A 24,035-nucleotide genomic window follows, 5' to 3' on the forward strand; every position below is an offset into this window, starting at 1 on the left:
GATGCATTTTAATCACCAATATGAACTCACCGGAAAACCCTCGCCAGGCGATCGCCATCCTGGCGGATGACCTCACCAGCGCCGCCGATGGCGCCGCGCCATTCCTGCGCGGTTTCGGCGCGGTGCGGGTGCATCGCGGCGTGCCGGGCGACCAGACGCACGCCGTGTTGTCCATCGACACCGGCAGCCGCGCCTGTCCCGAAGCGCAAGCCGGCCGCCTCGTGGCGCAGGCCACCCGGGCGCTGGCGGCGCGCGGCATCCTGTACAAGACCATGGATTCGACGCTCAGGGGCCACGTCCGGACGGAACTGGCGGCGGCCATGCGCGCCAGCGGCCGGCGGCTGCTGGTGGTGGCGCCGGCCTTTGCCGAGGCGGGGCGGGTGACGCGCGGGGGAATCCAGTACGTGCATGGTGTGCCGGTGGATGCCAGCCCCTACGGCGCCGATCCGGTGCATCCGGCGCGCAGCGCGCGCCTGCTCGACCTGATCGACCCGGACATCGGGCCTGCCTGCGTCATCCCCGAGGACGCCAGCGCGATGCAACTGCGCGCGGCGATCGCCACCGCGCGCGTGCTGGTGCTGGACGCCGCTACGCAACAGGCGCTGGATGCGCGGGTGGCACAGCTTTGGGGGCAGGGGTGTTCATGCCTTTGGGCCGGATCGCCCGGCCTGGCGCGGGCATTGGCGGCGCAAAGCGCGGAGGCGCCCATCACCGCCGCCGCCATGGCCCGCCGCGCGACGCGCGTGCTGGTCGTGGTCGGCAGCGCCAACCCGGCCAGCCAGGCGCAGTGCGAGGCCCTGCGGGCGGCCGGCGCGCGCCTGGCGACCCGGGCCGACGAGATCGCGGACGAGGACACGCTGGCCTGCCTGCGCGCACCGCGTTCGCCGCAAGCCGAACCGGCGGCGGTCCTGGCGGCGCTGGTGGCGCAGGCCGGGCGCGCCATGGCGCGGCATCGCTTCGATGGCCTGATCGCAACCGGCGGCGACACGCTGGCCGCGCTGCTCGAGGCGCTGGCCATCGACACCCTTACCTTGACCTGTGAACTGGCGCCCGGCTTTCCCGCCGGGACCGCCGTGTGCGCCGGCCAGCCGTTGTCGATCGCCATGAAGGCGGGCGGCTTTGGCGGGCCCGGCGCATTGCGCGATGCCGCCTGGAGACTGCTGTGCCGATGAACCCCGTGACCGCGCGCGCCGGCCTGCCCGCGCCCGCCTTGCCCTTGGCCATCACCATGGGCGATCCCGCCGGCATCGGGCCGGAAATCGTCGCCAGGACCCTGCTGCGGGCGCGCTACGCGCAATGCTGCGTCGTCGTCGGCGATGCCGGCGTGATGGCGCGCGCGCTGGCGCCGCTGGGCGCGGCCGCCCGCCTGCGGGTGGTGGAAGACGTGGCCGGGATCCGGGCCGGATGGGAGGCCGGCGAGATTCGCCTGTTGCCATCGTCGCGCATGCCGGCGCCGCCGCCATTCGGGCGGATCGACGCGGCTGCCGGCCGGGCGGCATACCAGGCCATCTGCCTGGCCATCGACCTGGCGCGCCAGGGCCGGGTTGCGGGCATGGTCACGGCGCCCGTGCACAAGGAAGCGCTGGCCGCGGCCGGCGTGCCGTACCCCGGCCACACCGAGATCCTGGCCGAACGCGGCGGCGCCGCGCGCGTGGCGATGATGCTGGCCAATGGGGCCATCGCCACGGTGCTGGTCACCATCCATTGCTCGCTGCGCCAGGCCATCGAGCGCGCCGATTTCGACGCGCAACTGTCGGCGATCCGGCTGGCGCACCAGGGCGGCCGCGCGCTGGGCGCCGCCGCGCCGCGGGTGGCGGTGGCCGGGCTGAACCCGCATGCCGGCGAAGGCGGCCTGTTCGGCGACGAGGAACAACGCATCATCGCCCCGGCCATTGCCGCCGCGCGCCGGGAAGGCATCGATGCCAGCGGCCCGTGGCCGGGCGACACGGTCTTCATGCAGGCGCGCCAGGGCCGTTTCGACGTGGTGGTGGCGCAGTACCACGACCAGGGCCTGATCCCGGTCAAGTACCTGGGCCTGGAACAGGGCGTGAACATCACGCTGGGCCTGCCCTTTGTCCGCACCAGTCCCGACCACGGCACGGCGTTCGACATCGCCGGGCAGGGTATCGCCGATCCCGCCAGCCTGCAGACCGCCATCGACCATGCCTTGCGGCTGGCCGCCAACCCGCCGGACGCCGCCGCGTCCGGCCACCGCGCGTAAGCGCCCCGACCTATGATCGAACCCATTGCCCCTGGCGCGACCCGCATGCCCGCCGACTTCATCTTCATGCTGACCCGCAACGACCGCACCATCGACGCGGCCGATGCCTGCCTGGACATCGCGCTGGCCAGCGGCGTGCGCCACCTCGGCTTCAAGGACATCGGCCAGCCGCTGGCCGTGCTGGGACGCCTGCGGCGCGCCATCCACGCGGCGGGCGCGCGTTGCTATCTGGAGGTGGTCTCGCAGGACCGCGAGAGCGAACTGGCGTCGGTGCGCGCCGCGCTGGAACTCGACGTGGACTGCCTGTTGGGCGGCACGCATGTGGATGAGGCGCTGGCGCTGCTGGCCGGCTCGCGCATCCGCTATTACCCGTTTCCGGGACGCGTCCACGGCCATCCCAGCATCCTGGGCGGCACACGCGAACAGATCGCGCACAGCGCGCGGCAACTGGCCGCCAAGCCCGGCGTGCACGGCCTGGATCTGCTGGCCTACCGTGCCGATGTCGACGTGCCGGCGCTGATGCGGGAAGTGTGCGGCGTGGCGCGGCCGGTGATCGTGGCGGGCTCGCTCGATACGCCGGCCCGCATCCAGGCGGCCTGCCGCGCGGGAGCGGCCGGTTTCACGGTCGGCACGGCCGCGCTGGACGGCCGCTTTGCCGCCGCGCAGGCGGGCCTGGCGGGCCAGCTTGCGGCGATCCAGGCCGCCGCCGCGGCGGCCTGAGCCCGCGCGCCGCGCGTCACTGGGCGCGCCGTTCCAGCAACGGCTGCGCCGGCCGCGACGCGGGCAGCAACGCCGCCGCCGGCGCCGCGGCGCGCTTGGGCAGCACGGTCTGCGCGCCGGCAATGCGGAACACCTCGATGGCGTGGCGCAGTTGCGCGCCGCGCGTGCGCAGGTTGTCCACCGCCCGGCTGGCCTGTTCCACGCGCGCCGCGTTGCTCTGCGCGGCGCTGTCGGTTTCCGAGATGGTGCGGCTGACGTTGTCGATGCCGGTGTGCTGCTCGTTGGAGGTGGCCGCGATCTCGTTGACGATCTGGGTCACCTGCTGCACCGAACCGACGATGTCGAGCATGGCCTCGCCGGCGCGCTCGACGTGGCGCACGCCGTCCTCGACCTTGTGATTGGAGGCCTCGATCAGCTCCTTGATCTCGCGCGCGGCGGTGGCGCTTTTCTGCGCCAGGCTGCGCACCTCGGCGGCCACCACCGCGAAGCCCTTGCCGGCCTCGCCGGCGCGGGCCGCCTCGACCGCGGCATTGAGCGCCAGGATGTTGGTCTGGAAGGCGATGCCGTCGATGATGCCGACGATCTCGCTGATGCGCGCGGTGCTCTGCACGATGCCCTGCATCGCCCGCACCGCGTCGTCGACGACCTGGCCGCCGCGCCGGGCCACGTCCGAGGCCTGGTTGGCCATCTGGTCGGCCCCGTGCGCGTTGGTGGCGGTCTGCTTCACGGTCGAGGCCAGTTGCTCCATGCTGGCCGCGGCTTCCTCCAGCGAGGCCGCCTGGCGTTGCGTATGGGCCGACAGGTCCGCATTGCCGTCGGCGATCTCGGCGGCCGAGGTGAGCGCGCTTTCGATGCCGTTGTGCACGTCGCGCGTGATGCTCACCAGGCTCTTGCGCATCACTTCCAGCGAGAACTTCAGCGCGCCGATCTCGTCGCGGATGCTGGCCGGCGGCAAGGGCGTGCTGAGATTGCCGGCGGCGATCTGGCGCGTGAAATCGGTGGCGGTGACCAGCAGCCCGGAAATCGAGCGGGCAAAGCCCCAGCCCGAAGCGAAGATCAGGATCACGCCGGTCGCCAGCATGGCCGCCGCCAGGGCGATTTCCTCGGTGCTCATGCGATCGAGCATGCCATACAGCGCCACGCCGGCCGCGCCCAGGAACAGCGTGCTGGCCAGCACGGCCCAGGCCAGCATGCGCGAGCGCACGCCGGTCAGGCGCCACAGCTTCAGGCATGCCAGCACGCCGCGCAGGCCGGTCGGCTTGACCTGGCCGCGGCTGAGCCGGAAGCCGCGCGCGCTGCCGTCGCGCAGGCTGCGGTAGGCGGCGTCGGCGGCCTCGATCTGCGCGCGGGTCGGCTTGACCCGCACCGAGGCATAACAGACCGTCTCGCCGCGTTCGATGATGGGCGTGACGTTGGCCAGCACCCAGTAGTAGCCGCCGTCCTTGCGGCGGTTCTTGACCACGCCGGTCCAGGATTCGCCGCGCTGGATGGTGCGCCACAGGTCCTCGAAGGCCGCTTCGGGCATGTCGGGATGGCGCACGATGTTGTGGGCCGCGCCCACCAGTTCTTCGCGCGCGAAGCCGCTGACCTCCACGAACGCCGGGTTGGCGTAGATGATGCGGCCGCGGGCGTCGGTGCGCGATATCAGGTACTGCTCGTCGTGTAGCGTGTATTCCTTGTCGTAGACCGGCTGGTTATTGCGCATGCGTCATTCGTCCTGTGATGGGCGGGGCGTGTTGCTGCCGGATCATCGGGGACGGACGATATCGCTGGGTTGATCTACGTCAAAACATTCTGAAACTATACGAAACGTAAATGAGCGCAAGCCGGGGCGGCCATGATGTGATGGACCATTTTGGCCGCCGCTCAGGCCTTGGGCAGGTTGCCGAAGGCCTCCAGCGCGCGCAGCCGGCTTTGGGGCAGGTCGACGATCGGCGCGGGATAGCCGGCCGCCGCGCGCTCCATCGGGCTGGGATCGTGGATGGCGTTGTCGTCCAGGTGCGCCAGCTCGGGCAGCCATTCGCGCAGGAACACGCCGCGCGGATCGAACTTGCGCGATTGCGATAGCGGGTTGAAGACGCGGAAGTAGGGCACCGAATCGGCGCCGGTCGAGGCGCTCCATTGCCAGCCGCCGTTGTTGGCCGCCAGGTCGCCGTCGACCAGGTGCGCCATGAACCAGGCTTCGCCCAGTCGCCAGTCGATCAACAGGTTCTTGGTGAGGAACATGGCCGTCACCATGCGCAGCCGATTGTGCATCCAGCCCAGCGCCAGCAGCTGCCGCATGGCGGCATCGACGATCGGCAGGCCGGTGCGGCCCTGCTGCCAGGCGCGCAGGTCGTCGGGCGCGTCGCGCCACGGCACGGCCGCGGTTTCCGGCTTCATGGGCTGGTGCATCGACAGCGCTGGACACGCCGCCAGCAGGTGCTGGTAGAACTCGCGCCACAGCAGTTCGTTGATCCAGGTGGCCGCGCCCGCCTTGCCGCTTTCGAGTTCGCCCTGGTTGGCGGCCAGCGCGGCGCGCAGCGCCTGGCCCGGTGACAGCACGCCGGCCGCCAAATAGGGCGACAGGCAACTGGTGGCCGGCAGGCTGGGGAAGTCGCGCTCGTCGCGATAGGCGTCGATGACGCCGTCGGCAAAGGCGTCCAGGCGCGCGCCCGCCGCGCTCTCGCCGGCTGGCCACAGTGCGCGGATGGCGTCGCTGGCGGGCGCATAGCCTTCGAAGGCCTCGGGCAGCGGGTCGGCGGCCCAGGCCGGGGCCGCCTGCGGCCGGGGCGCCGGCAGCGCGCGCGGCGGCGCGCTGCGCAGGCGTTCGCGGCAGGCGCGCGCATAGGGGGTGTAGACGCGGTAGCAATCGCCCTTGCCGGTGACCACGGTGCCGGGACGCAGCAGCGATGCGCCATGGTGCAGGGTCCAGTCGATGCCGGCCTCGGCCAGGCGGCAGGCCACCGCGTCGTCGCGGCGCCGTTCGTTCACGGCCCATTCGGTGTTGGCGTGGACCGCCGTGATCCCGTGTTCGCGGCAGAACCGCGGCAGCGCATCGGGCACCTGGTCCCAGGTATCCACGGTCAGCAGCTTCAGGGGAATGCCGAGCCGGGCCAGGTCGCGCGACAGCGTGCGCAGGTTGCGCAGCCAGAAGTCGACCTTGGCCGGGGCGTCGCCATGCAGGCGCCACTGGCCCGGCGCGGCAATGAACAGGGCGGTGGCGGTGCCTTCAGCGGCCGCGGCCGCCAGGGCGGGGTTGTCGTGCAGGCGCAGGTCGGTGCGCAGCCAGATCAGGGTATGCATGCGGGCGGTGGGTCCGGAAAGAGGGGGCGGGAGGCGCGCGGCGAGGCTGGCATTCTATCTCGCGGACCCAGGCCGTCCCGGGCCGCGCCGCACACCTTGTAAAAACTACGAGTAGATGTGACGAACCGCGGCGCCGTGGACCGGCCGATGGAGACGGCGCCCCACAGCCAAAGCTCCCCGGATCGGGCGCGGCGGGCGGTCAAACCATGAAACACGCTGGCGCTTTCCCTGTATTGACGCCGTCGTCACGGCCGCCATGTAATTCATCTGACGATCAAACAAAAAAATGACGATATGGGACATTTGATGGATCTCCGCCCGTCCTTCCTCAAAGGACGCACACCCGCCGCCAGGACGTCGCGCGATGTCCTGCAACAATTGTGGCGCTCGCTCGACCTGCCCGACGAAGCGCTCGAGCACGTGGTGTTGACCGGCGCGGATCCGGTGTTGCCGTCTTCGTTCGCGGTGGGCACCGCGGCCCAGGCCAGCATGGCCGCGGCGGCGCTGGCGGCGGCGGAAATCTGGCATCTGCGCGGCGGCGAACGCCAGCAGGTCGGTGTCGACATGCTGCATGCGGCGCAGGAATGCCGCAGCCATTTCACCATCAACGGCGTCGCGCCCGACCCGCGCGACCCCATCACCGGGGCCTATCGCTGCGGCGACGGCGGCTGGGTGCGCATCCACGCCAATTTCCCGCATCACCGCGATGGCGCCCTGGCGCTGCTGGGCTGTCCCACCGGCGACGGCGCGACCCGCGAGGCGGTCGAGCAGGCGTTGGCACGCTGGCGCGCGCTGGATTTCGAACAGGTGGCCGCGGATGCCGGCATGGTGGTCGCCGCCATGCGCAGCTTCGATGAATGGGACCGCCATCCGCAAGGCCAGGCCATCGCGGCGCAGCCGTTGCTGACGATCGAGCGCATCGGCGAAGCCGACCCGCGGCCGCTGCCCAAGTACGGGCACGATGCGCGTCCGCTCAAGGACATCCGCGTGCTGGACCTGACCCGCATCATCGCCGGGCCGGTGTGCGGCCGGGCGCTGGCGGCCTATGGCGCCGACGTGATGCTGGTGAACTCGCCGCATCTGCCCAACATCGCCAACCTCATCGACACCAGCCGCGGCAAGCTGTCGGTGCAGGCCGACCTGGATACCGCCGATGGCCGCATCGCGCTGGCCAACCTGCTGCGCAGTGCGCACGTGTTCGTGCAGGGCTACCGCCCCGGAGGCATGGCGGCGCTCGGCTTCGGCCCCCAGGACGCGGCGCGTTTGCGCCCCGGCATCGTGTACGTATCGTTGTCCGCCTATGGCGCCGTCGGCCCCTGGGCCAACCGCCGCGGCTTCGATTCATTGGTGCAGACCGCCGCCGGCTTCAACCAGGCCGAAGCGGCCGCCGCCGGACAGGAGGCGCCCAAGCCTTTGCCGATGCAGATCCTGGACCATGCCTCGGGCTACCTGATGGCTTTCGGCGCGCAGGTGGCGCTGGCGCGCCAGGCCACCGAGGGCGGCAGCTGGCATGTGCGGGTGTCGCTGGCCCAGACCGCGCACTGGCTGCGCACGCTCGGCCGCGTCGACGGCGGCCTGTCCTGTCCGATGCCGGGCTTCGCCGGCCTGCTCGAAACCGAGCCGTCGGGCTTCGGCGAGCTGGTGGCGTTGCGCCATGCGGCGCAGTTCTCCCAGACGCCGGCGCGCTGGACCCGGCCTTCGAGTCCGCCGGGCACGCATCCGACCGTGTGGCCGTTCAACTGAGTCGGAGCAGGGTTTAGCGCGCGGTCGGCGGCCGTTGCCTGCCAGGCGTCGCCGCCGGTCAGCGGATACTTGCCGGGCAGCCGAACGTGCTCCCCGGTGCGGCCGCCGCGTTCAGCCAATCACTTGCGGCCGGCCTTCCATTCGCGCAGCGCGCGCATGGTGTTGCTGACGTGGGCTTCGGGATTCATGTTGGTGTATTCGTACAGGATCCTGCCATCCGGCGTGATCACGTAGGACACGCGCTGCGCGCGGTCGGGGCGGGCGTCGAGCACGGCATCGTAGGACTTCATGATCTTGCCGTCGCCATCGGCGGCCACCGCGAACTTGCTGCGGCATTCGCTGACCGAGAACTTGTTCAGGGTGTCGATATCGTCGGCCGAGACGCCGATGACGGTGGCCCCCAGCGACTTGTATTCGTCGGTGGCCTCGGCGAAATCGTGGGCCTCGATGGTGCAGCCGGCCGTGAACGCGGCGGGGTAGAAATACAGCACCACGGGGCCTTGCTTGAGCGCCTCGGCCAGCTTGAAGGTGAACACGTTGCCGCCGAGCGAAGCCTGGGCGCTGAAGTCGGGCGCGGGCGCGCCGACGTCGAGGGCGGCGTGGGCGGCGGGGCCGGCCAGCAGGCCGCAGGCGAGGAACAGGGGGGCAAGGCGCTTCATGGAATCTCCGGGTATCGGGTGGCCGCGGGCCGCGTGGACATCGACGGGGCCGGGCCTTACCACTGTAGCTGCGCCGTGCGCCGGAATCCAGTCCGGCGGGCGGCGCGGCGCATCGTCGCGGTCAATCTCGGCCCTTTTCACGTGATGGGCCGCCGCGATCACCCCCGCCGCGATCACCCCCGCTGCGTTGCGCTTCCTGGCCGCCGGCCGCGCGGCCGCCGCCATGTTGCGGGTTGCCCTGGGGCCGGGCCTCCGGGCGATTGGCGGGCGCCGCGCGATGTTCGCGTGGCGCGCCCTGCGCCAGGTTGTCGGGCGCCGGACCGGGGCGCGAAGCTTGCTGCGGGCGCGCCTGGGGCTGGGCCTGCTGCGGACGGGCCTGTGGCTGGTTGGGCGACTGCGATGGCCGCGACTGTGGCTGGCCGGGCGACTGCGATTGCGGCGGGCGCGACTGCGATTGACCGGGCGCCTGGGCGGCCGGCGGGCCGCCGCGATTGAACTCGGGGCGCGCACCGCCGGGCGTGGCGCCGGCCGGCCCCTTGTCCGGACCGTTGCCTGGTCGATTGGCCGGACCGCTCCCGGGCCCATTCCCAGGCGTCTTTCCCGGGCCATTTCCCAGGTTATTTCCCGGGTTATTTCCCGGGCCGGCGCCGGGGCGCGCAGCCGCGGGAGAACCGCCACGGCCGGGCGCATGGTCGATGAAGGCTTGCGGCGGACGGCCCTGGTTATGATCGAAGAACTGCGCGCGGTTGCCGCCCGCCTCGCGCGCAAAGCCGCGTTGCACATCGGTGGGCGGATGGTGGGGTTCGTTGCGCGCGGCGACCTCGCGCGGGTCGGCGCGCCGCTGGATGCCGGCGGGGCCGCCGTTATAGCTGATACGGCGATTGTCGACGTTGTTGACCACCACGGTGTGGTTGTACACGTTGGTCACGCGCGTGACGTTCACGTTGGTCACGGCGCGGTTGTAGAAGAAGCGGTCACGATTCCAGTAGCCACCGACGTAGCCGATGCCGATGTAGCCGAAGCCGTAGTTGATGCCGCCGTAAAAGCCGATATGCGGTCCCCAATAGCCGGCATGCCAGAGATAGACGCCGTCCACGAAACCCCAATAGCCCGGGGTCCACAGCGCGCCGGTGTAGGGCGCCAGCACCCACGCGCCCGGCACCCAGAAATAGCCGTAGCGGTTCAGGCTCCAGTATCCCGGCACCCACATATAGCCATCGCCGGGGGCGGGCGGCTGGGTATAGACGGGCAGGGGCGGCGGCGGTTGCGGACTGCGGTCGAGCGGCGCGAGGTTGGCGTTGGCGGGATCGCCGTTGTCATAGGCGGGCGCGGCCGGGGCGGGCGGTGGCGCGTAGGTCTGCGCCGCCGCGCCGGCACAGGCTGTCATCAGCAGAACGGCGGCCAGCGGACGCGGTCGGAGAATCCGGGAAGTGGCATTCATGGCATGTCCTTTACGCGGCGGCGGGGCCGGCATCAGTAGCCGTGGTAATAGCCGCCGTGATAGTAATAATGCGGCGCCGGGTAATAGTAGTAGGCCGGAGCCGGCCGGTAATAGGCCGGACGGGCCGGCACCACCACGCAACCGGTAAGGGCGCTGGCCACGGCCAGCATCAGCAAAATGGTCTTCTTCATGGTCGGATCTCCTGCCGAGCAACGGGGCGTGTGCCACGCCCTTTGTGGGCTCGTAGGGATTAGGCCATGGTCTGCGGGTGCGAGTTCGGGACTGTAATGGTTCCGAAACAGCTTTCAGGTGACGGATGTTTGCGCGGGCGTGACCGTTGATGTCGTTCGTAGCAATTGTTCCGGCGCGACCGTGGCCGGCGCCGCGGGCCCGGCCGTACGGGCCATGAAAAAAGGCTGCCTTGCGGCAGCCTTCCGGATTGGCGCGGGGGGTGGAACGGTCAGTTCCAGCGGCCGCCGTTGCCGGCCAGGCTGAAGCGCCCGGCGCCCATGAAGGCAATGGCCAGTGCCGAGAACAGGAACATGCCTTGCAGTTCCAGCGCCCAGCCGCCGTTGTTGGTCAGGCTGCCGATCTGGCCGGTGTGCGCCAGCAGGATGGCGACCAGCATGTTGATGGCGATGATCAGGCCGCCCAGGCGGGTGTAGACGCCGATGATCAGCAGCACGGGCGCGATGATTTCGCCGATGTAGACGCCGTAGGCCAGGAAGCCGGGCAGGCCGTGCGAGGACAGCATGCCGGCGATGCCGCCGACGCCGCCGCCGGTGATCTTGAACAGGCCGTGGAGCAGAATCAGAATGCCGAGGGTCAGGCGCAAAACCAGCTTGCCGGTGTCGTCGGATTTGATCATTGTGGATTTCTCTTTTGGTGGTTGAGAGGATGCGATGCGCCGGTTTGAGCGCACGCCGAGCCTATGGTTCCCGTTCCCGCGCCAAGTGGCGCAAGGTGGGCCATTATTGCAAATCCGGAAGATGACCATCAAGCTTTTGCCCCGGACGGGCCGGCCGGCCGGCGCATGTTGCCGCGCCGTCGGGGCCTATATACTCTCGCGCTATGTTTCATGTCCAAGATTCTCTCTATATCGACGAGCGCGACATCGAGTTCTCCATGATCCGGGCGCAGGGCGCGGGCGGGCAGAACGTCAACAAGGTGTCGAGCGCCGTGCATCTGCGGTTCGACGTGCGGGCGTCGTCGCTGCCCGCCGAGATCCAGGAGGCGCTCTGCGCGATGAACGACCATCGCATCTCCAAGGAGGGGGTGATCGTCATCAAGTCGCAGTCGTTTCGCAGCCAGGACAAGAACCGGGCCGAGGCGATCGAGCGGCTGGTGAACATGGTGCGGGCCGCGGCGAAAGTGGAGAAACCGCGGCGGGCGACCAAGCCCACGCGGGCCTCGCAGCGGCGGCGGGTGCAGCGCAAGGTGCAGCATGGCGAGGTCAAGCGCCTGCGGGGCCGGGTGCAGGGGGAGTGAGAGCCGGTTGGCGAAGGCGCCGGGCGATGATGGCGGGTGGCCGGGGGGAAAGCCCCTTGGCCGGCAGGGGCATAACGATATATCGGAATGTCTCGATATAAGATTCGATAAATTGCGATATTTCAATATGACGACCACTGCTTCCACCGCCATCGAGGCCGCCACGGACATTGATGTCGACGCCATTCTCAAGGCGTTGGCCAATCCCGTGCGCCGCGAGATCCTGGGGTGGTTGAAGACGCCGCAGGCGCACTTCGAGGAACGTCCGGGCCATACCTTCGAACACGGGGTGTGCGCGGGCCATATCGATGGGCGCTGCGGGCTGTCGCAGTCCACCGTGTCTTCGCACCTTGCGGTGCTGCAGCGCGCGGGACTGATCTCGGCCACCAAGGTGGGGCAGTGGGTGTTCTTCCGTCGCAATGAACCCGTGATTGCCGCGTTCCTGCGGCAATTGAACCAAGACATGTAGCCTGCCGCCGCTACCCAAGCCCGCCCGCCGGGCACGAGGATTGTTATGAGCCAGCTGTTCGAACCCTTGCAAGTGGGGGAACTGACCCTGCCCAACCGCATCATCATGGCCCCGTTGACGCGCCAGCGCGCCAGCGAAGGCCGGGTGCCGAACGACCTGATGGTCGAATACTACGTCCAGCGCGCCGAGGCCGGGCTGATCCTGACCGAGGCCACCTCGGTGACGCCGCAGGGCGTGGGGTATGCCGACACGCCGGGGCTGTGGTCGCAGGAGCAGGTCAAGGGCTGGCGCAAGGTGACGACGGCGGTGCATGAGGCCGGTGGCCGCATCTTCGCGCAGTTGTGGCACGTGGGCCGCATTTCCGATCCGGTTTTCCTGAATGGCGAACTGCCGGTGGCGCCGAGCGCGATCGCGGCGGGTGGCCATGTCAGCCTGGTGCGCCCCAAGCGCGGTTACGTGGTGCCGCGCGCGCTCGAGACCGATGAGATCCCGGGCATCGTCGAGGCCTATCGGCGCGGCGCGCAACTGGCGCAGGAAGCCGGTTTCGACGGCGTTGAAGTGCACGGCGCCAATGGCTATCTGCTGGACCAGTTCCTGCAGGACAGCACCAATCAGCGCACCGACGGCTACGGCGGCTCGCTCGAGGCCCGCGCCCGCCTGATGCTGGAAGTGGTGGATGCCTGCGTCAGCGTCTGGGGCGGCGGCCGGGTCGGCCTGCACCTGTCGCCGCGTGGCGATGCGCATACGATGGGTGATTCGGATCCGGCGACGACTTTCAACTATGTGGCGCGGGCGGCGCGCCGTCGTGGCCTGGCGTTCCTGTGCGCGCGGGAGCGCGAGGGCGCCGACAGCCTGGGCCCGCAGCTCAAGGAGTCGTTCGGCGGCGTGTACATCGCCAACGAAGGCTTCACGCGCGAATCGGCCGAGGCGGCGATCGCCGCGGGCCGCGCCGATGCGGTGGCGTTCGGCGTGCAGTACATCGCCAACCCCGACCTGGTGCGCCGCTTCGCGCTGAACGCGCCGTTGAACGCCCCGGACTCGTCGACCTTCTACGCCTCGGGCGCGGCCGGCTACACCGACTACCCCGCCCTGGCGGTGGCCTGAGCCCCGCCGCCGTTGCCGGCCGCAAAGGACTGGCAACGGCGGCGTCCGCGCCTCAATGCAGGGCGGCGCGCATCGGGTAGGTGAACAAGCCGTAGTGCGCCGCGTTCAGGCCCAGGTGGGCCAGCACGGCGGCCGCCAGGCCGCCGTAGCGGTAGGCCAGCCCGTAGCCCACGCCGGCAATGCCGGCCAGCAGCATCCATTGCCAGCCGCCGGCATAGTGCGCCAGTCCGAACAGCAGCGCCGCGATCGACAGCGCCGCCGTGGCGCCCCAGGGACGGTCGCGCCAGCAGCGCGCCAGCCGTTCCTGCACATAGCCGCGGAACAGCGCTTCCTCGGCCAGCGTCACCAGCAAGGCGTTGTTGGCGAGCCAGAGCCAGCCCGAGTCGGGCCATTTGGGCGCCCATGCCACCACGTCCAGCGCCAGGGCCAACCCCAGGCAGGCCACGGCCGCGGCCGCGCAGGCGGCCAGCGCCGCCAGCAGCGTGGCGCGCGCGCTGGCGCCGGCCATGGCGGGCGCGGCGGCCAGCACCACCCAGAACGCCACCAGCGGCTTGTCCAGGTTCAGGTACATGCTGAAGGGCACGGCATCGGGCGTCAGGGCGGCGCGCGGGATCACCAGGGGATTGTGGAAACCGGGCAGCCAATGCAGGAACAGCAGCACCGCCAGGATCACGAACAGCGTATGACCGGCGGCGCTGGCCGCCCCAGGCGTGGCCGGGCGCACCAGCAGCGCGGCCAGCAGCAGCAATGCCGGCCAGGCCAGCGCCACGGGGTCGATGCCGCCCTGCGTCCAGGCCCAGGCATAGGCGAGCGCCAGCGCCAGCGGCGCCCAGCGGCGGGTGGCCGCCGGCCACAACATGGCGGCGGCCAGAAACATCAGGGTTCCGGGTGAGGCGAAGGGCATGTATCTTCCTGCGAGGCGACGGGCGGCGCACGGCCGGCACAGTGGCCGCGGTCGCGCGGCGCCGCCCAAAACCCGCAAGTGTAAGCGCCGCCTTGCGCATTCGCCTTTGCCGGCGGCCGCTTTCCGTTTGCGGTGCGCCATCGGGCACTTTTCATTTCCGCGCTTTCGGGCGACCATGCCGCAGCGGCGGCACCTCCCGTCCGGTGGCGGGAAGGGGCGCGCGCGCGCAAGGAGCAACAATGAAAATGATCGCTTGGTTGATGCTGGCGGCGGCGATCCTGCCGTTCGTCTGCACGATCGTGGCCAAGGCCGGTGGCAAGCAGTTCGACAACAATGATCCGCGTACCTGGCTGGCCCGCCAGGAAGGCTGGCGCGCCCGCGCCAATGCGGCGCAGGCCAATACCTTCGAGGCCCTGCCGTTCTTTTTCGGGGCGGTGCTGTTCGCCCTCTACACGCAGGCGCCGGCTGCGCACGTGGCCACGCTGATGGCATGCTGGCTGGGCGTGCGCCTGGGCTATCTGGCGATGTACCTGGCGGGCTGGGGCGCGCTGCGTTCGCTGGTCTGGACGATCAGCATGGGCTTCATCATCGCCATCCTGTTCTCGGGCGTGTAGGACGCCGCGGCGGCCAACGCCCGGTCCGAGGCGCCCCGCGCGCCTTGCCAGGATGCCTGGCCGTCATTGCCGCTTCACTTCCACTCGAACACGGCGCGCGCGGTGCCGCTGTTCTCCACCTTCACGTCGCGTTCCTGCGCCTTGCCTTCGTAGGTGGCGGAGACCTTGTAATGGCCGGCGGGCAGCTTGACCAGCATGTAGGGGCCGCCGGATTCGGCGTGCAGCACCTGCTTGCCCTGGCCGTCCTTGATGGTGACGGCGACGTTGGCGACGTAGTCGGCCTTGCCGTCGCGCTGGGCGGCGAAGGTCAGCGCCAGGGGGTAGTCCTTGGCCGCGGCCTTCATGGCCTCGGATTCGTCCAGGCCGATGCCGCCGCTGACGTACTGCACGCTGCCCTGTTGCTGCACGGGCGGCAATGCCGCCTGCGCGGTGGACAGGACGCCGGCAAAGGCCAGGGTGCCCAGGGCCATCGCGGCGGCCATGGTGCAACGTTCGATGCGCTTGTTCATGCAATTCTCCTTGAAGGGATGATCACGCAGGAAGTTCGACCGCGCTGGCGTCGGCGAGTTCGCCACGGCGGGGCGTTTGCGCGGGCATGCGCTATCCCGGCGTGGCGCTCGCGGGATGATCACGCCAGGCGAATGCCAGGACGCTTTCGCCATTGGCGCCGCCGTCGGGGGCGAAGCGTTTTTCGGTCAACAGGCCGGTGCCGTCATCGCGCAGGGCCAGCACCGTGGAACTGCGAGTGCCATAGTTGGGACTGACGATGAACGGGCTGCTCAATAGCTTTTCGCGATCCGGCGCCAGGCCGGTGGCGGGCAGGTCGGCATCGTCGGCCGGACTGCGATCGGCCAGCGCCTCGAACAGCGCCGGCAGGTCGGGTTGCGGGTCATGGGCCAGCACCCGTTCGAAGGCGGCCTTGGTGCGCGCCAGCTTGGGCCAGGGCGTGTCCAGCAGGTGGTTCGACAGGGCGTAGACGCCGGCCGCCAGGGGCCGGGGGGCGCCATCGCGGTTGCTGGCGTACCAGGCGCCCCGGGCGTCGCCGACGATCAGGTTGAAGCCGTTGTAGGCCGGGCCCGCGGCATGGGCGGCGGCAATGTAGTCGGCCGGCGCGGCATGGCCGCGCAGGAAATCCTCGACCAGGGCGCCACGCGAGGGGGCGTCGGCGACCACCCGGCCGGGTTCGCGGAAATTGGTGACGAGCGCATAGCGCCCGCCGGTGGTCGCGCCCATCCAGGTGCCACCGGCCAGCGCGTCGCGTCCGCCGTACACGTGGGCGGCGTCGGCCCACTGCGCGGCGGGCAGCGTCGGCCGGGCATGGAATTCATCGCGGTTGGCGGCGATCAGGACGGGAATGCCCGGTACGGTATGCAGGGCGAGAACGGCAAGGCACATGGTTCAGTCCGGTTGGGTTCTTGGGGAGGGCGGGCGCGGGCGGCCGGGTTCGGTGGCAAAGCCCGGACCGGCCAGCGTCGCGCGCAGGGCTTCGATCGCGCCGGCGGCTTCACGCAGGGCGGGCTCGTCCGTTGCCACCGGGGCGGGGCCGACCGCCACGCCGCGCGTCACGGCCTGCGCCATGGCGTGCAGGGTGTCGGCCAACCGCGCCACCGCGGCCGGCGCGGGCGGCGGCTGGTCGGCCGGCAGTGCCCAGGCGCTGTCGGACACCGCGTTGGCCACGCGCTCCAGCGCCACTTCGACGGGCCACCAGGCCAGTGCGCGACGGCTCACTAAACGCGGTTCCGACAGGCCGCGCTGCAACGCGATGCGCAGGTCGGACAGGCGCGCATAGGCCTGGGTGCGCAGCTCGTGGCGGGCCGTCGAATCGGCCTGGAACACGGCATTCAGATAGGCGGCCAGGGTGTCGATCGCGGTGGCCACGGCCTGGTCCAGATTGTGGCGTTCGAGCCGCATCCAGGGCAGGTAGCCCACCGCCAGCACGATGGCCGCGGCCACCGCCACGTCTTCCAGCCGCGCCAGGGCGATCGGCCAACTGCCCGGTTGCAGTGCGCCGATCAGCAGCATCAGGATGGGCAGCAGGATCGCCGAGAACAGGCCGTAGTTGCGGCGGATCGACCACGGCAGCAAGGCCGCCAGGCCGGTCACGGCGAGCAGGCTGACGACGCCGCTGCGGTCCAGCGCCAGCACGGTGGCGCTGATCGCCACGCCCACCACGCTGCCGGCGCAGCTTTGCAGCGCCCGGGCGAAGACCGAACCGAAATTGGGCTTGAACACCACCACCACGATCAGCGGCACCCAGTAGGAACGCGGCAGGGCCAGGGTGCGCGCCACGGCTTCGGCGACGACCAGGCACAGACCCAGCCGTACCAGGTAGCGCAGTGTGGTCGGGCCGGGGCGGTAAGTGCGCGCCAGCACCCGCCACGGCGTGCGCGGGCGCGCTGGTGGCAAGGCCGGGAAGGCGTCCGGACGCGCCGGGCCGCTGCCTTCCAGCAACGGCCGCGCCTGTTCCAGTGCGTCGGCCAGTGCCGTTGCGCCGGCCTGGCGCACGGCCGCGATGTCGTCGCCTGGCGCCGGCGGCGTGGCGTTCTCGACGTGGTCGGCCAGCCGGTTCATGGCTCGCGAACACTCGGGTGGCAATACCCGGCCGGCCCGCGCCAGCGCCAGCGCGGCGTCCGACAGTGGCGTGCATGCCTGCAACTGCGCGGCCAGCCGGGCCAGCCGCGGCGAGGGGCCGGCGGCGCGGCGCCGGGCCGCCAGCACCGTGTCGTAGGCGCCGGCCATGGCGGCTTCCATGTCGCGCCGCGCCGTCATGATGCGCGAGGTGCCGATGGCGGCGAACATGGCCGCCAGCTTGCGATAGGCCAGGGCCACCGCCGCCCGTTCGGGCGCGATCGGGTTGACCACCCAGCCCAGCAGGGTCAGCGCCAGGCCGAACAGGCCGCCCGCGCCCACCAGCGCCGGCGGTAGCCAGGGCGGCAGGGGCGACGTCAGGCTGGCGCCGACGATGACGTAGGTGGCGAATTGCAGCGTGGCGACGGCGGCGATGTTGTTGAAGGTGCCGACCAGGCTGGCCGCCAGGACCAGCAGCGTCATGGCGGCGGCGCTGAGCAGGCCGTGGCCGGACAGCAGCGAGCCCAGCAAGTAGCCCAGTGCGCCGCCGAACACGGTGCTGCCGATCGACAGCGCGCGGTTGCGGTAGGGGCCGCCGTTGTCGCCGGTGATGGCGGGCAGGGCGCCGAGGGCCACCAACGCGGCCGCCGCGCTCTGGTCCAGCGCCAGGCCGGCCGCGGTCGGCAATCCGATGGCCAGCGCTGCGCGCAGCGCCACCCAGCGGCTGACCGGCGACGGTTCCATGTGCGCCAGGCTCATCAGCCAGCGCATGTTGGAGGTGCGGGCGTGGGGCGCGGCAGGCGTGTCCGGCAAGGGGGGCCTCGGCGACGGCTAGCCTTTGATCAGCGGCGCCTCTTGTGGCGCGGCCAGGCGGAAATAATCGGCGGTCGCCATCAGGATGGAAGCGTCCAGCCGTCCGGCGTTGAACACGATTTCATCGTGCCGCTGGCGCAGGGTGGGGTCCACCAGCAGGTGCAGGTCGGGATTGAAGCTGAAGGGCGGGATCGCGCCGATCTCGCAGCCGGTGAGTTCGCGCGCCAGGTCCTGCGAGGCCAGCGAGGCCTTCTTGCCGCCGGCGGCGCGGGCGATGGCTTCCAGGTCGGCCTGCCGGTCGGCGGGGAACACCGCCAGCACGTTGCGACGCTGGTTGGACGAAATCTTGACGCGGCAGACCAGCGCCTTGGCGCCCTGGCTGACGGCGGTGCCGCGCACGGCGGCGACTTCCACCGAGCGGCCGGCGGCGGGATGGGAAATGAGGCGGTAGCGGGCCTGATGCTCGGTCAGCAGGGCCTGCAGGCGTTCGTAGACTTCCATGGCGGGGCGCAGCGGGTTGGCGGGCCGGCGCCGGGGATCCGGCCGGCCATGCCGCATGATACGCCGGCCGCGCGCGCCGCAGGCCCTAGATGTCGCCGGTGAAGGCGTAGCCCCAGCCCCAGACGGTGCGGATCGGCAGCTCCATATTGGTTTCCTGGGCCTTGCGGCGCAGCCGGCTGACCACCACGTCGGTGCGCCGCAGCGATTCGCGGCCGGCCTGCGGGTCGCTGGGCGGCACGTCGCCGCGCGGCATGCGCCTGTCGGGACTGGTAGTCAGCTTGAGCAGGAAGTCGCGCTCGGCCTGGGTCAGCGCCAGGCGGGTGCCTCGCGGGCTGACCAGGGTCCAGGCGGCATCCTGGAAGTGCCATTTGCCATTGGCCTCGGCCGGCGCGGCGGCTGGGCGGGGTTCGGCATCGGCCGGCCGCCGGCCGTTCACGGGGACGCGGCGCACCAGCGCCTGCAGCGCGGCGGCGATCTCGGCGCTGGCGACGTCGGGCGGAAAGCAGGCGTCGGCGCCGCAGTGCAGGCCGAGGATGCGGTTTTCCGGGGAATCGAAAGTGGATACCGCGACGATGCCGGCGGTGGTGTCCATGGCGCGCAGGCCGGCGACGGCCATGCAGAGATCGGTCAGCTCGGCTTCCATCACCAGCAGCGGCGTGCGTCGCGCCTGGAACAGTCGGAACAGGCCGTTGGAGTCCTCGCAACCGCGCGGCGAGAAGCCCATGCCCGCCAGCGCGTCGCAGCGGTGCGCGCGTTGGCGGGAATCGGGCGAGAAGACGATCAGGTCTAGTAGGTCATTCATGAATCGTTGTCGAGATCAGTGCAGCTTGAGCGCATGCATGATGCATCGGATACAACGGATTCCTAAACGCCGCACAACGCCATTTTCTGACCCGAATTCTCGGACATGGCCCCGGGATGTATGGTTTGGCGCGCTTTGCGGGCTATTGCGTGGCGGCAACCGGGTCGGCCGGCGGCGCGTTCCACCAGCCGCCGCCCAGCGCCTGCAGCAGGGCGGCGGTATCGGCGTAGCGCGCCGCGTCGGCCGCGCCGCGGGCGATGCGCGTCTGCAGCAGCTGGCGTTGGCTGTCCAACACGTCCAGGTGGCTGATGCCGCCGGCCTGGTAGCGGTCGCGGGCGATGCGCGCGGCATCGTCGGCGCGGCGCCAGGCCGTGTCGTACGCGTCATAGGCCCGCGCATCGCTCTGCAGCGCGCGCAGGGCGTCCGCCACCTGCCTGAAGCCGTCCAGCACGGTCTGGCGGTAGGCCGCCGCGGCGGCTTCGTAGGCGGCCTGGGCCGAGCGCGTGCGGGCCCGCAGCTCACCGCCGCGAAACAGCGGTTGCGCCAGCCCCAGTCCCAGGTTCCAGACATTGACGCCATCGCCGACGTCGCCGGCGCGGGTGCGCTGCGAGCCGAAACTGGCGGTCAGCGTGAACCGCGGATACTGGTTGGCCGTGGCCACGCCGATCTGGGCCGAGGCCTGGTGCAGCAACGCTTCGGCTGCCAGGATGTCGGGCCGCTGGCGCGTCAGCGCCGACGGCACGCCGGTCGGGATTTCGGCGGGCAGCGTCAGGTCGGCCAGGCGCAGCGGCGGCGCCTGCCAGGCCGCCGGCGGCTGGCCCAGGTAGGTGGCCAGCTGGTGATGGGCCTGGGCCAGCTGGTATTCCAGCGGCGGCACGCTGGCCTCGGTCTGCGCCAGCAGCAGTTCCTGGTTGCGCAGGTCGGCCTCGGCGATGCCGCCGGCCCGCAGGCGCTGCGCCATGATGTCGCGCTGGCGTTGTTGCGCCAGCAACAGCTCGCGGGTGTCGGCCAGGCGCCCGGCCAGGTCGGCCTGGCGGATGGCGGTGGTGACCACGTTGGCGGCCAGCGTCATGCGCGCGGCTTGCAGCTCATGCGACTGGTAGTCCACCTGGGCCGCCAGGCCCTCCAGCGCGCGGCGGTTGCCGCCGAACACATCCAGCGTGTAGGACACGTCGATCGACGCGTTGTAGAGCGTGAACGGCGCCGGCTGCTCGGCGACGGGCACGCCGTAGGCGGAGGGATCGACCTTCTGCCGCGTCGCCGACAGGTTGGCGTCCACCGCCGGCAGCAGGCGGCCGCCGGTCTCCGCGTTCAGGTCCTCGCCGGCCTGGCGCAGCCGGGCGCGGGCCTGTTCCAGCGTCGGGCTGGCGTCCAGCGCCTGGCGCACCAGCGCATCCAGCGCAGCGGAACGGAACAGGCGCCACCATTGGGCCGGGATGTCGGCGTCTGTGAGCCGCGGTTGCGCGCCGCTGGCGGGCGCATTGTCGGCCGGCGGAGTATAGGCGGCGACCGGCGGCGGCGCGGGGCGCTCGAAGTCCGGCCCGACGGCGCAGCCGGGCAGCAGGACGCAGGCGGCCACGAGCGCGGCGCGGCGGGCGAAGGGCGGGTGGGGGCGGGGCATGGCGGCCTTCAATCCAGGGTGCGGCGGTAGAACTTCACGGCGGCGGTCATCACGACCACGGTGAACAGCAGCATGGGCCAGATGGCGGGCCACAGGTCCCACCAGTCATTGCCCTTGAGCAGGATGCCGCGGATCAGCCGGTTGAAGTGCGTCAGCGGCAGCAGGTTGCCCAGGTACTGGGCCCACTTGGGCATGCCCAGGAACGGGAACATGAAGCCGGACAGCAGCATGTTGGGCAGGAAATAGAACATCGTCAGCTGCATCGCCTGCAGCTGGTTCTGCGCCAGCGACGACAGCGTGATGCCGACGGTCAGGTTGGCCGCCACGAAGATCAGCGCGCCCAGGTACACCGTCACCAGGCTGCCCAGGAACGGCACGTGGAACACGAAATACGCCGCCAGCAGGATGATGGTGGACTGGATCAGGCCAATGGCGATGTAGGGCACGATCTTGCCCGTCATCACCTCCAGCGGCCGCACCGGCATGGCCAGCAGGTTTTCCATGGTGCCGCGCTCGCGTTCGCGCGTCATGGCCAGGCCGGTCATCATCACCAGTGTCATGGTCAGGATCACGCCCATCAGCCCCGGCACCGTGTTGTATTGCGAGATCTGCTCTTCGTTGTAGAGCTGGTGCACGCGCACGTCGAACGGCGGCTGGCCGCCGGCCAGGTGCGCCAGCGGGCCGGTCAGGTCTTTCTGCGCCACCGCCTGCGCCAACTGTGTGGCCGAGCCGATCGCCAGCCCGACCGCCATCGGATCGGTGGCGTCGGCCTCGATCAGCAGCGCCGGCCGCTCGCCGCGCAGCAGCTTGCGCGAGAAGTCGGGCGGAATGGTCAGCACGAACAGCACCCGGCCCTGCGCCAGCGCGGCGCGGCCGGCCTCTTCGTCGGGCAGGGTCTCGACGATGTCGAAGTAGTCGGATGCCGTCATCGCCGCCACGAAGCTGCGCGTGAACGGGCTCTGGTCGGCCACGATGACCGCGGTCGGCAGCTGCTTGGGGTTGGTGTTGATGGCGTAGCCGAACAGCGCCAGCTGCATGATCGGAATGCCGACGATCATGCCGAAGGTGATGCGGTCGCGCCGCAATTGCAGGAACTCCTTGAGCACCATGCTCCACCAGCGCGACCACGAGAAACCCTCCAGGTGGCGCCTCATGCCGGGCTCGCATAGTTGTCGTCGGAGCGGTTCATCAGATAGATGAAGACGTCCTCCAGGCTGGTGTCGATGCGTTCCAGGCGCAGGTCCTGGCCGGCCACGACGTCTCGCAAGGTGCGTTCGAGCACGGCGGCGTCGCGGCCGCTGATGTGCAGCGCGGTGCCGAAGGCCACGGTCTGGTCCACCCCCGGCGCGCCGCGCAGCCGCTGCGCCAGCGGCACCAGGTCGTGGCCATGGATGGCCCAGGTGGTCAGGCGCTGCCTGGCGATGACTTCGTCGGCGGTGCCCTGGATCAGCAGCTTGCCGTACGAGATGTAGGCCAGCTTGTGGCAGCGCTCGGCCTCGTCCATGTAGTGGGTGCTGACCAGCACCGAAATGCCGCGCGCGGCCAGCTCGTGCAGCTGTTCCCAGAAGTCGCGCCGGGCGGTCGGGTCGACGCCGGCGGTGGGCTCGTCCAGCAGCAGCAGGCGCGGTTCATGCAGCAGACAGGCGGCCAGCGCCAGCCGCTGCTTCCAGCCGCCCGACAGGGCGCCGGTGAGCTGGTTGGCGCGGGTCTGCAGGCCCAGGTCCTCGAGCGCGCGGTCGACCGCCTCGCGGCGGTTCGGCATGCCGTACATGCGGGCGACGAAGTCCAGGTTCTCACGGATGGTCAGGTCGTCCCAGTACGAGAATTTCTGCGTCATGTAGCCGACGTGGCGCTTGATCTGGGCGCTGTCCCTGAGTATGTCGTAGCCCAGGCAGGTGCCGCTGCCGGAATCCGGCGTCAGCAGGCCGCACATCAGCCGGATGCTGGTGGTCTTGCCGCTGCCGTTGGGGCCGAGAAAGCCGAAGATCTCGCCTTCGCGTACCTGCAGCGAGACGTCGTTGACCACGTGCTTGTTGCCGAAGTGCTTGTTCAGGCCGTGCACGTCGATGACGTAGCCGGCCTCGTCGGTCGCCGAGCGGGCGGGGGCGTCGTTCATTGCAACGCCGCCTCCACCGGCTGGCCCGGATGCAGCCGCGTGGCCGCGTCCGGCGCGGGCCGGGCCTCGACCATGTAGACCAGCTTGCCGCGCGTTTCGCGGCTGTAGATCACCGGCGGCGTGTACTCGGCCTGCGGCGAGATGTAGTCGATGCGCACCGGCACCGGGTCGCCGCAACCGTCGCAACGCACCATGGCCTGTTGCCCGGGCTTGAGCGTGCCGACCACGGTCTCCGGCACGAAGAAGCGCACCTTGATGTTGCCCGGCGGCAGCAGGCTGACCACCGGACTGCCGGCCGGCACCCATTCGCCCACGCGGTACAGCGTGTCGAACACCAGGGCGGCGGCGGGCGCCGCCAGGCGTTTCTGCGCCAGGGCCCAGTCGGCCTGCGCCAGCGTGGCGCGCGCCGCGTCGACCTGGGCGGCCTGGGCGCGGCGCTGGTCCTGGCGGCCGGGCAGGTTGGCCACTTCCAGCTGGGCGCGCAGCTCGCGCACGCGCGCGGCATCCGATTGGGCCTGTTCGCGGCTGTCGTCCAGCTGCGCCCGCGCCACGCCGCCGGCGCGGAACTGCGCGGTGTCGCGCGCCAGTTGTGCCGCCGAGCGCCGGCTGGCGGCCTCGGCCTGGGCCAGCTGGGCGCGGGCGACGTCGACCTCGGGCGGACGCTTGCCGGTGGCGATGTCCTCCAGCTGCGCGCTGGCCGCGGCCAATTGCGCGCCGGCCTGGTCGCGCGCCGCGGTCTCGCGCTCGGCCTCCAGCGCGAACAAGGGCGCGGCGGCGGCAACCTGCTGGCCGCGCCGCACCGACAGCGTGTCCAGCCGGCCGGCCTCGGACGAGGCGATGTAGAGGTACTCGCCCTCGACATAGCCCTGGTAGACGGCCTCGCCACTCTTGCCACAGCCGGCCAGCAACGACAGGCCGAGCGCGGCGGCGGGCAGTGCGAAACGGGGGAGGGAAGCGGTGCGCATG

At 70.8% G+C, this 24,035-nt stretch carries 24 protein-coding genes; 8 read left to right on the forward strand and 16 right to left on the reverse strand.

Annotated elements, in window-relative coordinates:
* The first annotated feature begins 20 nt into the window (after positions 1-20).
* From AC6CR5_RS03560 to AC6CR5_RS03570, 3 genes are read left to right on the forward strand one after another with little or no spacing between them, the layout of a single operon-like run.
* On the forward strand, positions 21-1,172 hold the full coding sequence (locus tag AC6CR5_RS03560) for a four-carbon acid sugar kinase family protein (RefSeq protein WP_498085263.1): 1,152 nt from the start codon (positions 21-23) through the stop codon (positions 1,170-1,172).
* On the forward strand, positions 1,169-2,221 hold the full coding sequence (gene pdxA, locus AC6CR5_RS03565) for a 4-hydroxythreonine-4-phosphate dehydrogenase PdxA (RefSeq protein ID WP_020927411.1): 1,053 nt from the start codon (positions 1,169-1,171) through the stop codon (positions 2,219-2,221). The genes AC6CR5_RS03560 and pdxA overlap by 4 nt, the downstream gene beginning before the upstream one ends.
* Positions 2,222-2,233: 12 nt before the next feature.
* Positions 2,234-2,941: a 4-hydroxythreonine-4-phosphate dehydrogenase gene (locus tag AC6CR5_RS03570; protein ID WP_197742930.1), complete on the forward strand. Its 708-nt coding sequence runs from the start codon at positions 2,234-2,236 to the stop codon at positions 2,939-2,941.
* 16 nt (positions 2,942-2,957) lie between these two features.
* Here the strand turns inward: AC6CR5_RS03570 and AC6CR5_RS03575 are convergent, their stop codons facing one another.
* The gene (locus AC6CR5_RS03575) at positions 2,958-4,646 is read right to left on the reverse strand and encodes a methyl-accepting chemotaxis protein (protein ID WP_054444970.1); all 1,689 of its coding nucleotides are present in this window, start codon (positions 4,644-4,646) and stop codon (positions 2,958-2,960) included.
* Between the two features lie 161 nt (positions 4,647-4,807).
* Positions 4,808-6,226, reverse strand: a complete 1,419-nt coding sequence (gene phrB / locus AC6CR5_RS03580) for a deoxyribodipyrimidine photo-lyase (protein ID WP_020927414.1) — start codon at positions 6,224-6,226, stop codon at positions 4,808-4,810.
* Between the two features lie 294 nt (positions 6,227-6,520).
* On the opposite strand from phrB, the gene AC6CR5_RS03585 reads away from it, so the two are divergent.
* Positions 6,521-7,969 carry a CoA transferase gene (locus AC6CR5_RS03585; protein ID WP_026385082.1) on the forward strand — a complete coding sequence of 483 codons (1,449 nt, stop codon included), beginning with the start codon at positions 6,521-6,523 and terminating at the stop codon, positions 7,967-7,969.
* Between the two features lie 119 nt (positions 7,970-8,088).
* On the opposite strand, the gene AC6CR5_RS03590 is transcribed toward AC6CR5_RS03585, so the two are convergent.
* The 4 genes from AC6CR5_RS03590 to AC6CR5_RS03605 all read right to left on the reverse strand — a co-directional run bounded on the left by AC6CR5_RS03590 (position 8,089) and on the right by AC6CR5_RS03605 (position 10,937).
* On the reverse strand, positions 8,089-8,628 hold the full coding sequence (locus AC6CR5_RS03590) for a peroxiredoxin (RefSeq protein WP_020927416.1): 540 nt from the start codon (positions 8,626-8,628) through the stop codon (positions 8,089-8,091).
* Positions 8,629-8,749: 121 nt separating this feature from the next.
* Complete coding sequence (locus AC6CR5_RS03595; protein ID WP_459694158.1) at positions 8,750-10,069, reverse strand: YXWGXW repeat-containing protein; 1,320 nt, start codon at positions 10,067-10,069, stop codon at positions 8,750-8,752.
* 32 nt (positions 10,070-10,101) lie between these two features.
* On the reverse strand, positions 10,102-10,260 hold the full coding sequence (locus tag AC6CR5_RS03600) for a hypothetical protein (RefSeq protein WP_165596479.1): 159 nt from the start codon (positions 10,258-10,260) through the stop codon (positions 10,102-10,104).
* 269 nt (positions 10,261-10,529) lie between these two features.
* On the reverse strand, positions 10,530-10,937 hold the full coding sequence (locus AC6CR5_RS03605) for a DoxX family protein (RefSeq protein ID WP_006385046.1): 408 nt from the start codon (positions 10,935-10,937) through the stop codon (positions 10,530-10,532).
* Between the two features lie 203 nt (positions 10,938-11,140).
* Here AC6CR5_RS03605 and arfB point away from each other — a divergent pair, with 203 nt between their 5' ends.
* The 3 genes from arfB to AC6CR5_RS03620 all read left to right on the forward strand — a co-directional run bounded on the left by arfB (position 11,141) and on the right by AC6CR5_RS03620 (position 13,130).
* Positions 11,141-11,557: an alternative ribosome rescue aminoacyl-tRNA hydrolase ArfB gene (gene arfB, locus AC6CR5_RS03610; RefSeq protein WP_049059049.1), complete on the forward strand. Its 417-nt coding sequence runs from the start codon at positions 11,141-11,143 to the stop codon at positions 11,555-11,557.
* A 127-nt stretch (positions 11,558-11,684) separates the two neighbouring features.
* The gene (locus AC6CR5_RS03615) at positions 11,685-12,026 is read left to right on the forward strand and encodes an ArsR/SmtB family transcription factor (RefSeq protein ID WP_006385048.1); all 342 of its coding nucleotides are present in this window, start codon (positions 11,685-11,687) and stop codon (positions 12,024-12,026) included.
* Positions 12,027-12,071: 45 nt separating this feature from the next.
* Complete coding sequence (locus tag AC6CR5_RS03620) at positions 12,072-13,130, forward strand: alkene reductase (RefSeq protein WP_006385049.1); 1,059 nt, start codon at positions 12,072-12,074, stop codon at positions 13,128-13,130.
* A gap of 52 nt (positions 13,131-13,182) precedes the next feature.
* On the opposite strand, the gene AC6CR5_RS03625 is transcribed toward AC6CR5_RS03620, so the two are convergent.
* Positions 13,183-14,034, reverse strand: a complete 852-nt coding sequence (locus tag AC6CR5_RS03625; RefSeq protein ID WP_498085264.1) for a CPBP family intramembrane glutamic endopeptidase — start codon at positions 14,032-14,034, stop codon at positions 13,183-13,185.
* Between the two features lie 239 nt (positions 14,035-14,273).
* Between AC6CR5_RS03625 and AC6CR5_RS03630 the strand changes: the two genes are divergently transcribed.
* On the forward strand, positions 14,274-14,648 hold the full coding sequence (locus tag AC6CR5_RS03630; protein WP_006385051.1) for an MAPEG family protein: 375 nt from the start codon (positions 14,274-14,276) through the stop codon (positions 14,646-14,648).
* Positions 14,649-14,722: 74 nt separating this feature from the next.
* On the opposite strand, the gene AC6CR5_RS03635 is transcribed toward AC6CR5_RS03630, so the two are convergent.
* From AC6CR5_RS03635 to AC6CR5_RS03675, 9 genes are all read right to left on the reverse strand, one after another.
* Positions 14,723-15,157, reverse strand: coding sequence for a carboxypeptidase-like regulatory domain-containing protein (locus AC6CR5_RS03635; RefSeq protein WP_026385086.1), 435 nt, complete (start codon positions 15,155-15,157; stop codon positions 14,723-14,725).
* Positions 15,158-15,248: 91 nt separating this feature from the next.
* Positions 15,249-16,043, reverse strand: coding sequence for an NRDE family protein (locus AC6CR5_RS03640; RefSeq protein ID WP_024068683.1), 795 nt, complete (start codon positions 16,041-16,043; stop codon positions 15,249-15,251).
* A 3-nt stretch (positions 16,044-16,046) separates the two neighbouring features.
* The gene (locus AC6CR5_RS03645) at positions 16,047-18,029 is read right to left on the reverse strand and encodes an FUSC family protein (RefSeq protein WP_241077437.1); all 1,983 of its coding nucleotides are present in this window, start codon (positions 18,027-18,029) and stop codon (positions 16,047-16,049) included.
* Positions 18,030-18,047: 18 nt separating this feature from the next.
* Positions 18,048-18,530, reverse strand: a complete 483-nt coding sequence (locus tag AC6CR5_RS03650) for a YbaK/prolyl-tRNA synthetase associated domain-containing protein (RefSeq protein ID WP_026385088.1) — start codon at positions 18,528-18,530, stop codon at positions 18,048-18,050.
* Between the two features lie 85 nt (positions 18,531-18,615).
* The gene (locus AC6CR5_RS03655) at positions 18,616-19,332 is read right to left on the reverse strand and encodes a response regulator transcription factor (RefSeq protein ID WP_006385266.1); all 717 of its coding nucleotides are present in this window, start codon (positions 19,330-19,332) and stop codon (positions 18,616-18,618) included.
* A 142-nt stretch (positions 19,333-19,474) separates the two neighbouring features.
* Positions 19,475-20,953, reverse strand: a complete 1,479-nt coding sequence (locus AC6CR5_RS03660) for an efflux transporter outer membrane subunit (RefSeq protein WP_047992714.1) — start codon at positions 20,951-20,953, stop codon at positions 19,475-19,477.
* Between the two features lie 8 nt (positions 20,954-20,961).
* Positions 20,962-22,107: an ABC transporter permease gene (locus AC6CR5_RS03665; RefSeq protein WP_047992713.1), complete on the reverse strand. Its 1,146-nt coding sequence runs from the start codon at positions 22,105-22,107 to the stop codon at positions 20,962-20,964.
* A complete protein-coding gene (locus AC6CR5_RS03670; RefSeq protein WP_006385268.1) occupies positions 22,104-23,069 on the reverse strand; it encodes an ABC transporter ATP-binding protein in 966 nt (321 codons plus the stop codon). The genes AC6CR5_RS03665 and AC6CR5_RS03670 overlap by 4 nt, the downstream gene beginning before the upstream one ends.
* The gene (locus tag AC6CR5_RS03675) at positions 23,066-24,034 is read right to left on the reverse strand and encodes an HlyD family secretion protein (RefSeq protein ID WP_020927425.1); all 969 of its coding nucleotides are present in this window, start codon (positions 24,032-24,034) and stop codon (positions 23,066-23,068) included. Before AC6CR5_RS03675 ends, AC6CR5_RS03670 begins: the two co-directional genes overlap by 4 nt.
* Between the last annotated feature and the right edge of the window lies 1 nt (position 24,035).

The sequence above is a fragment of the Achromobacter sp. EG18 genome (genome assembly GCF_059759395.1).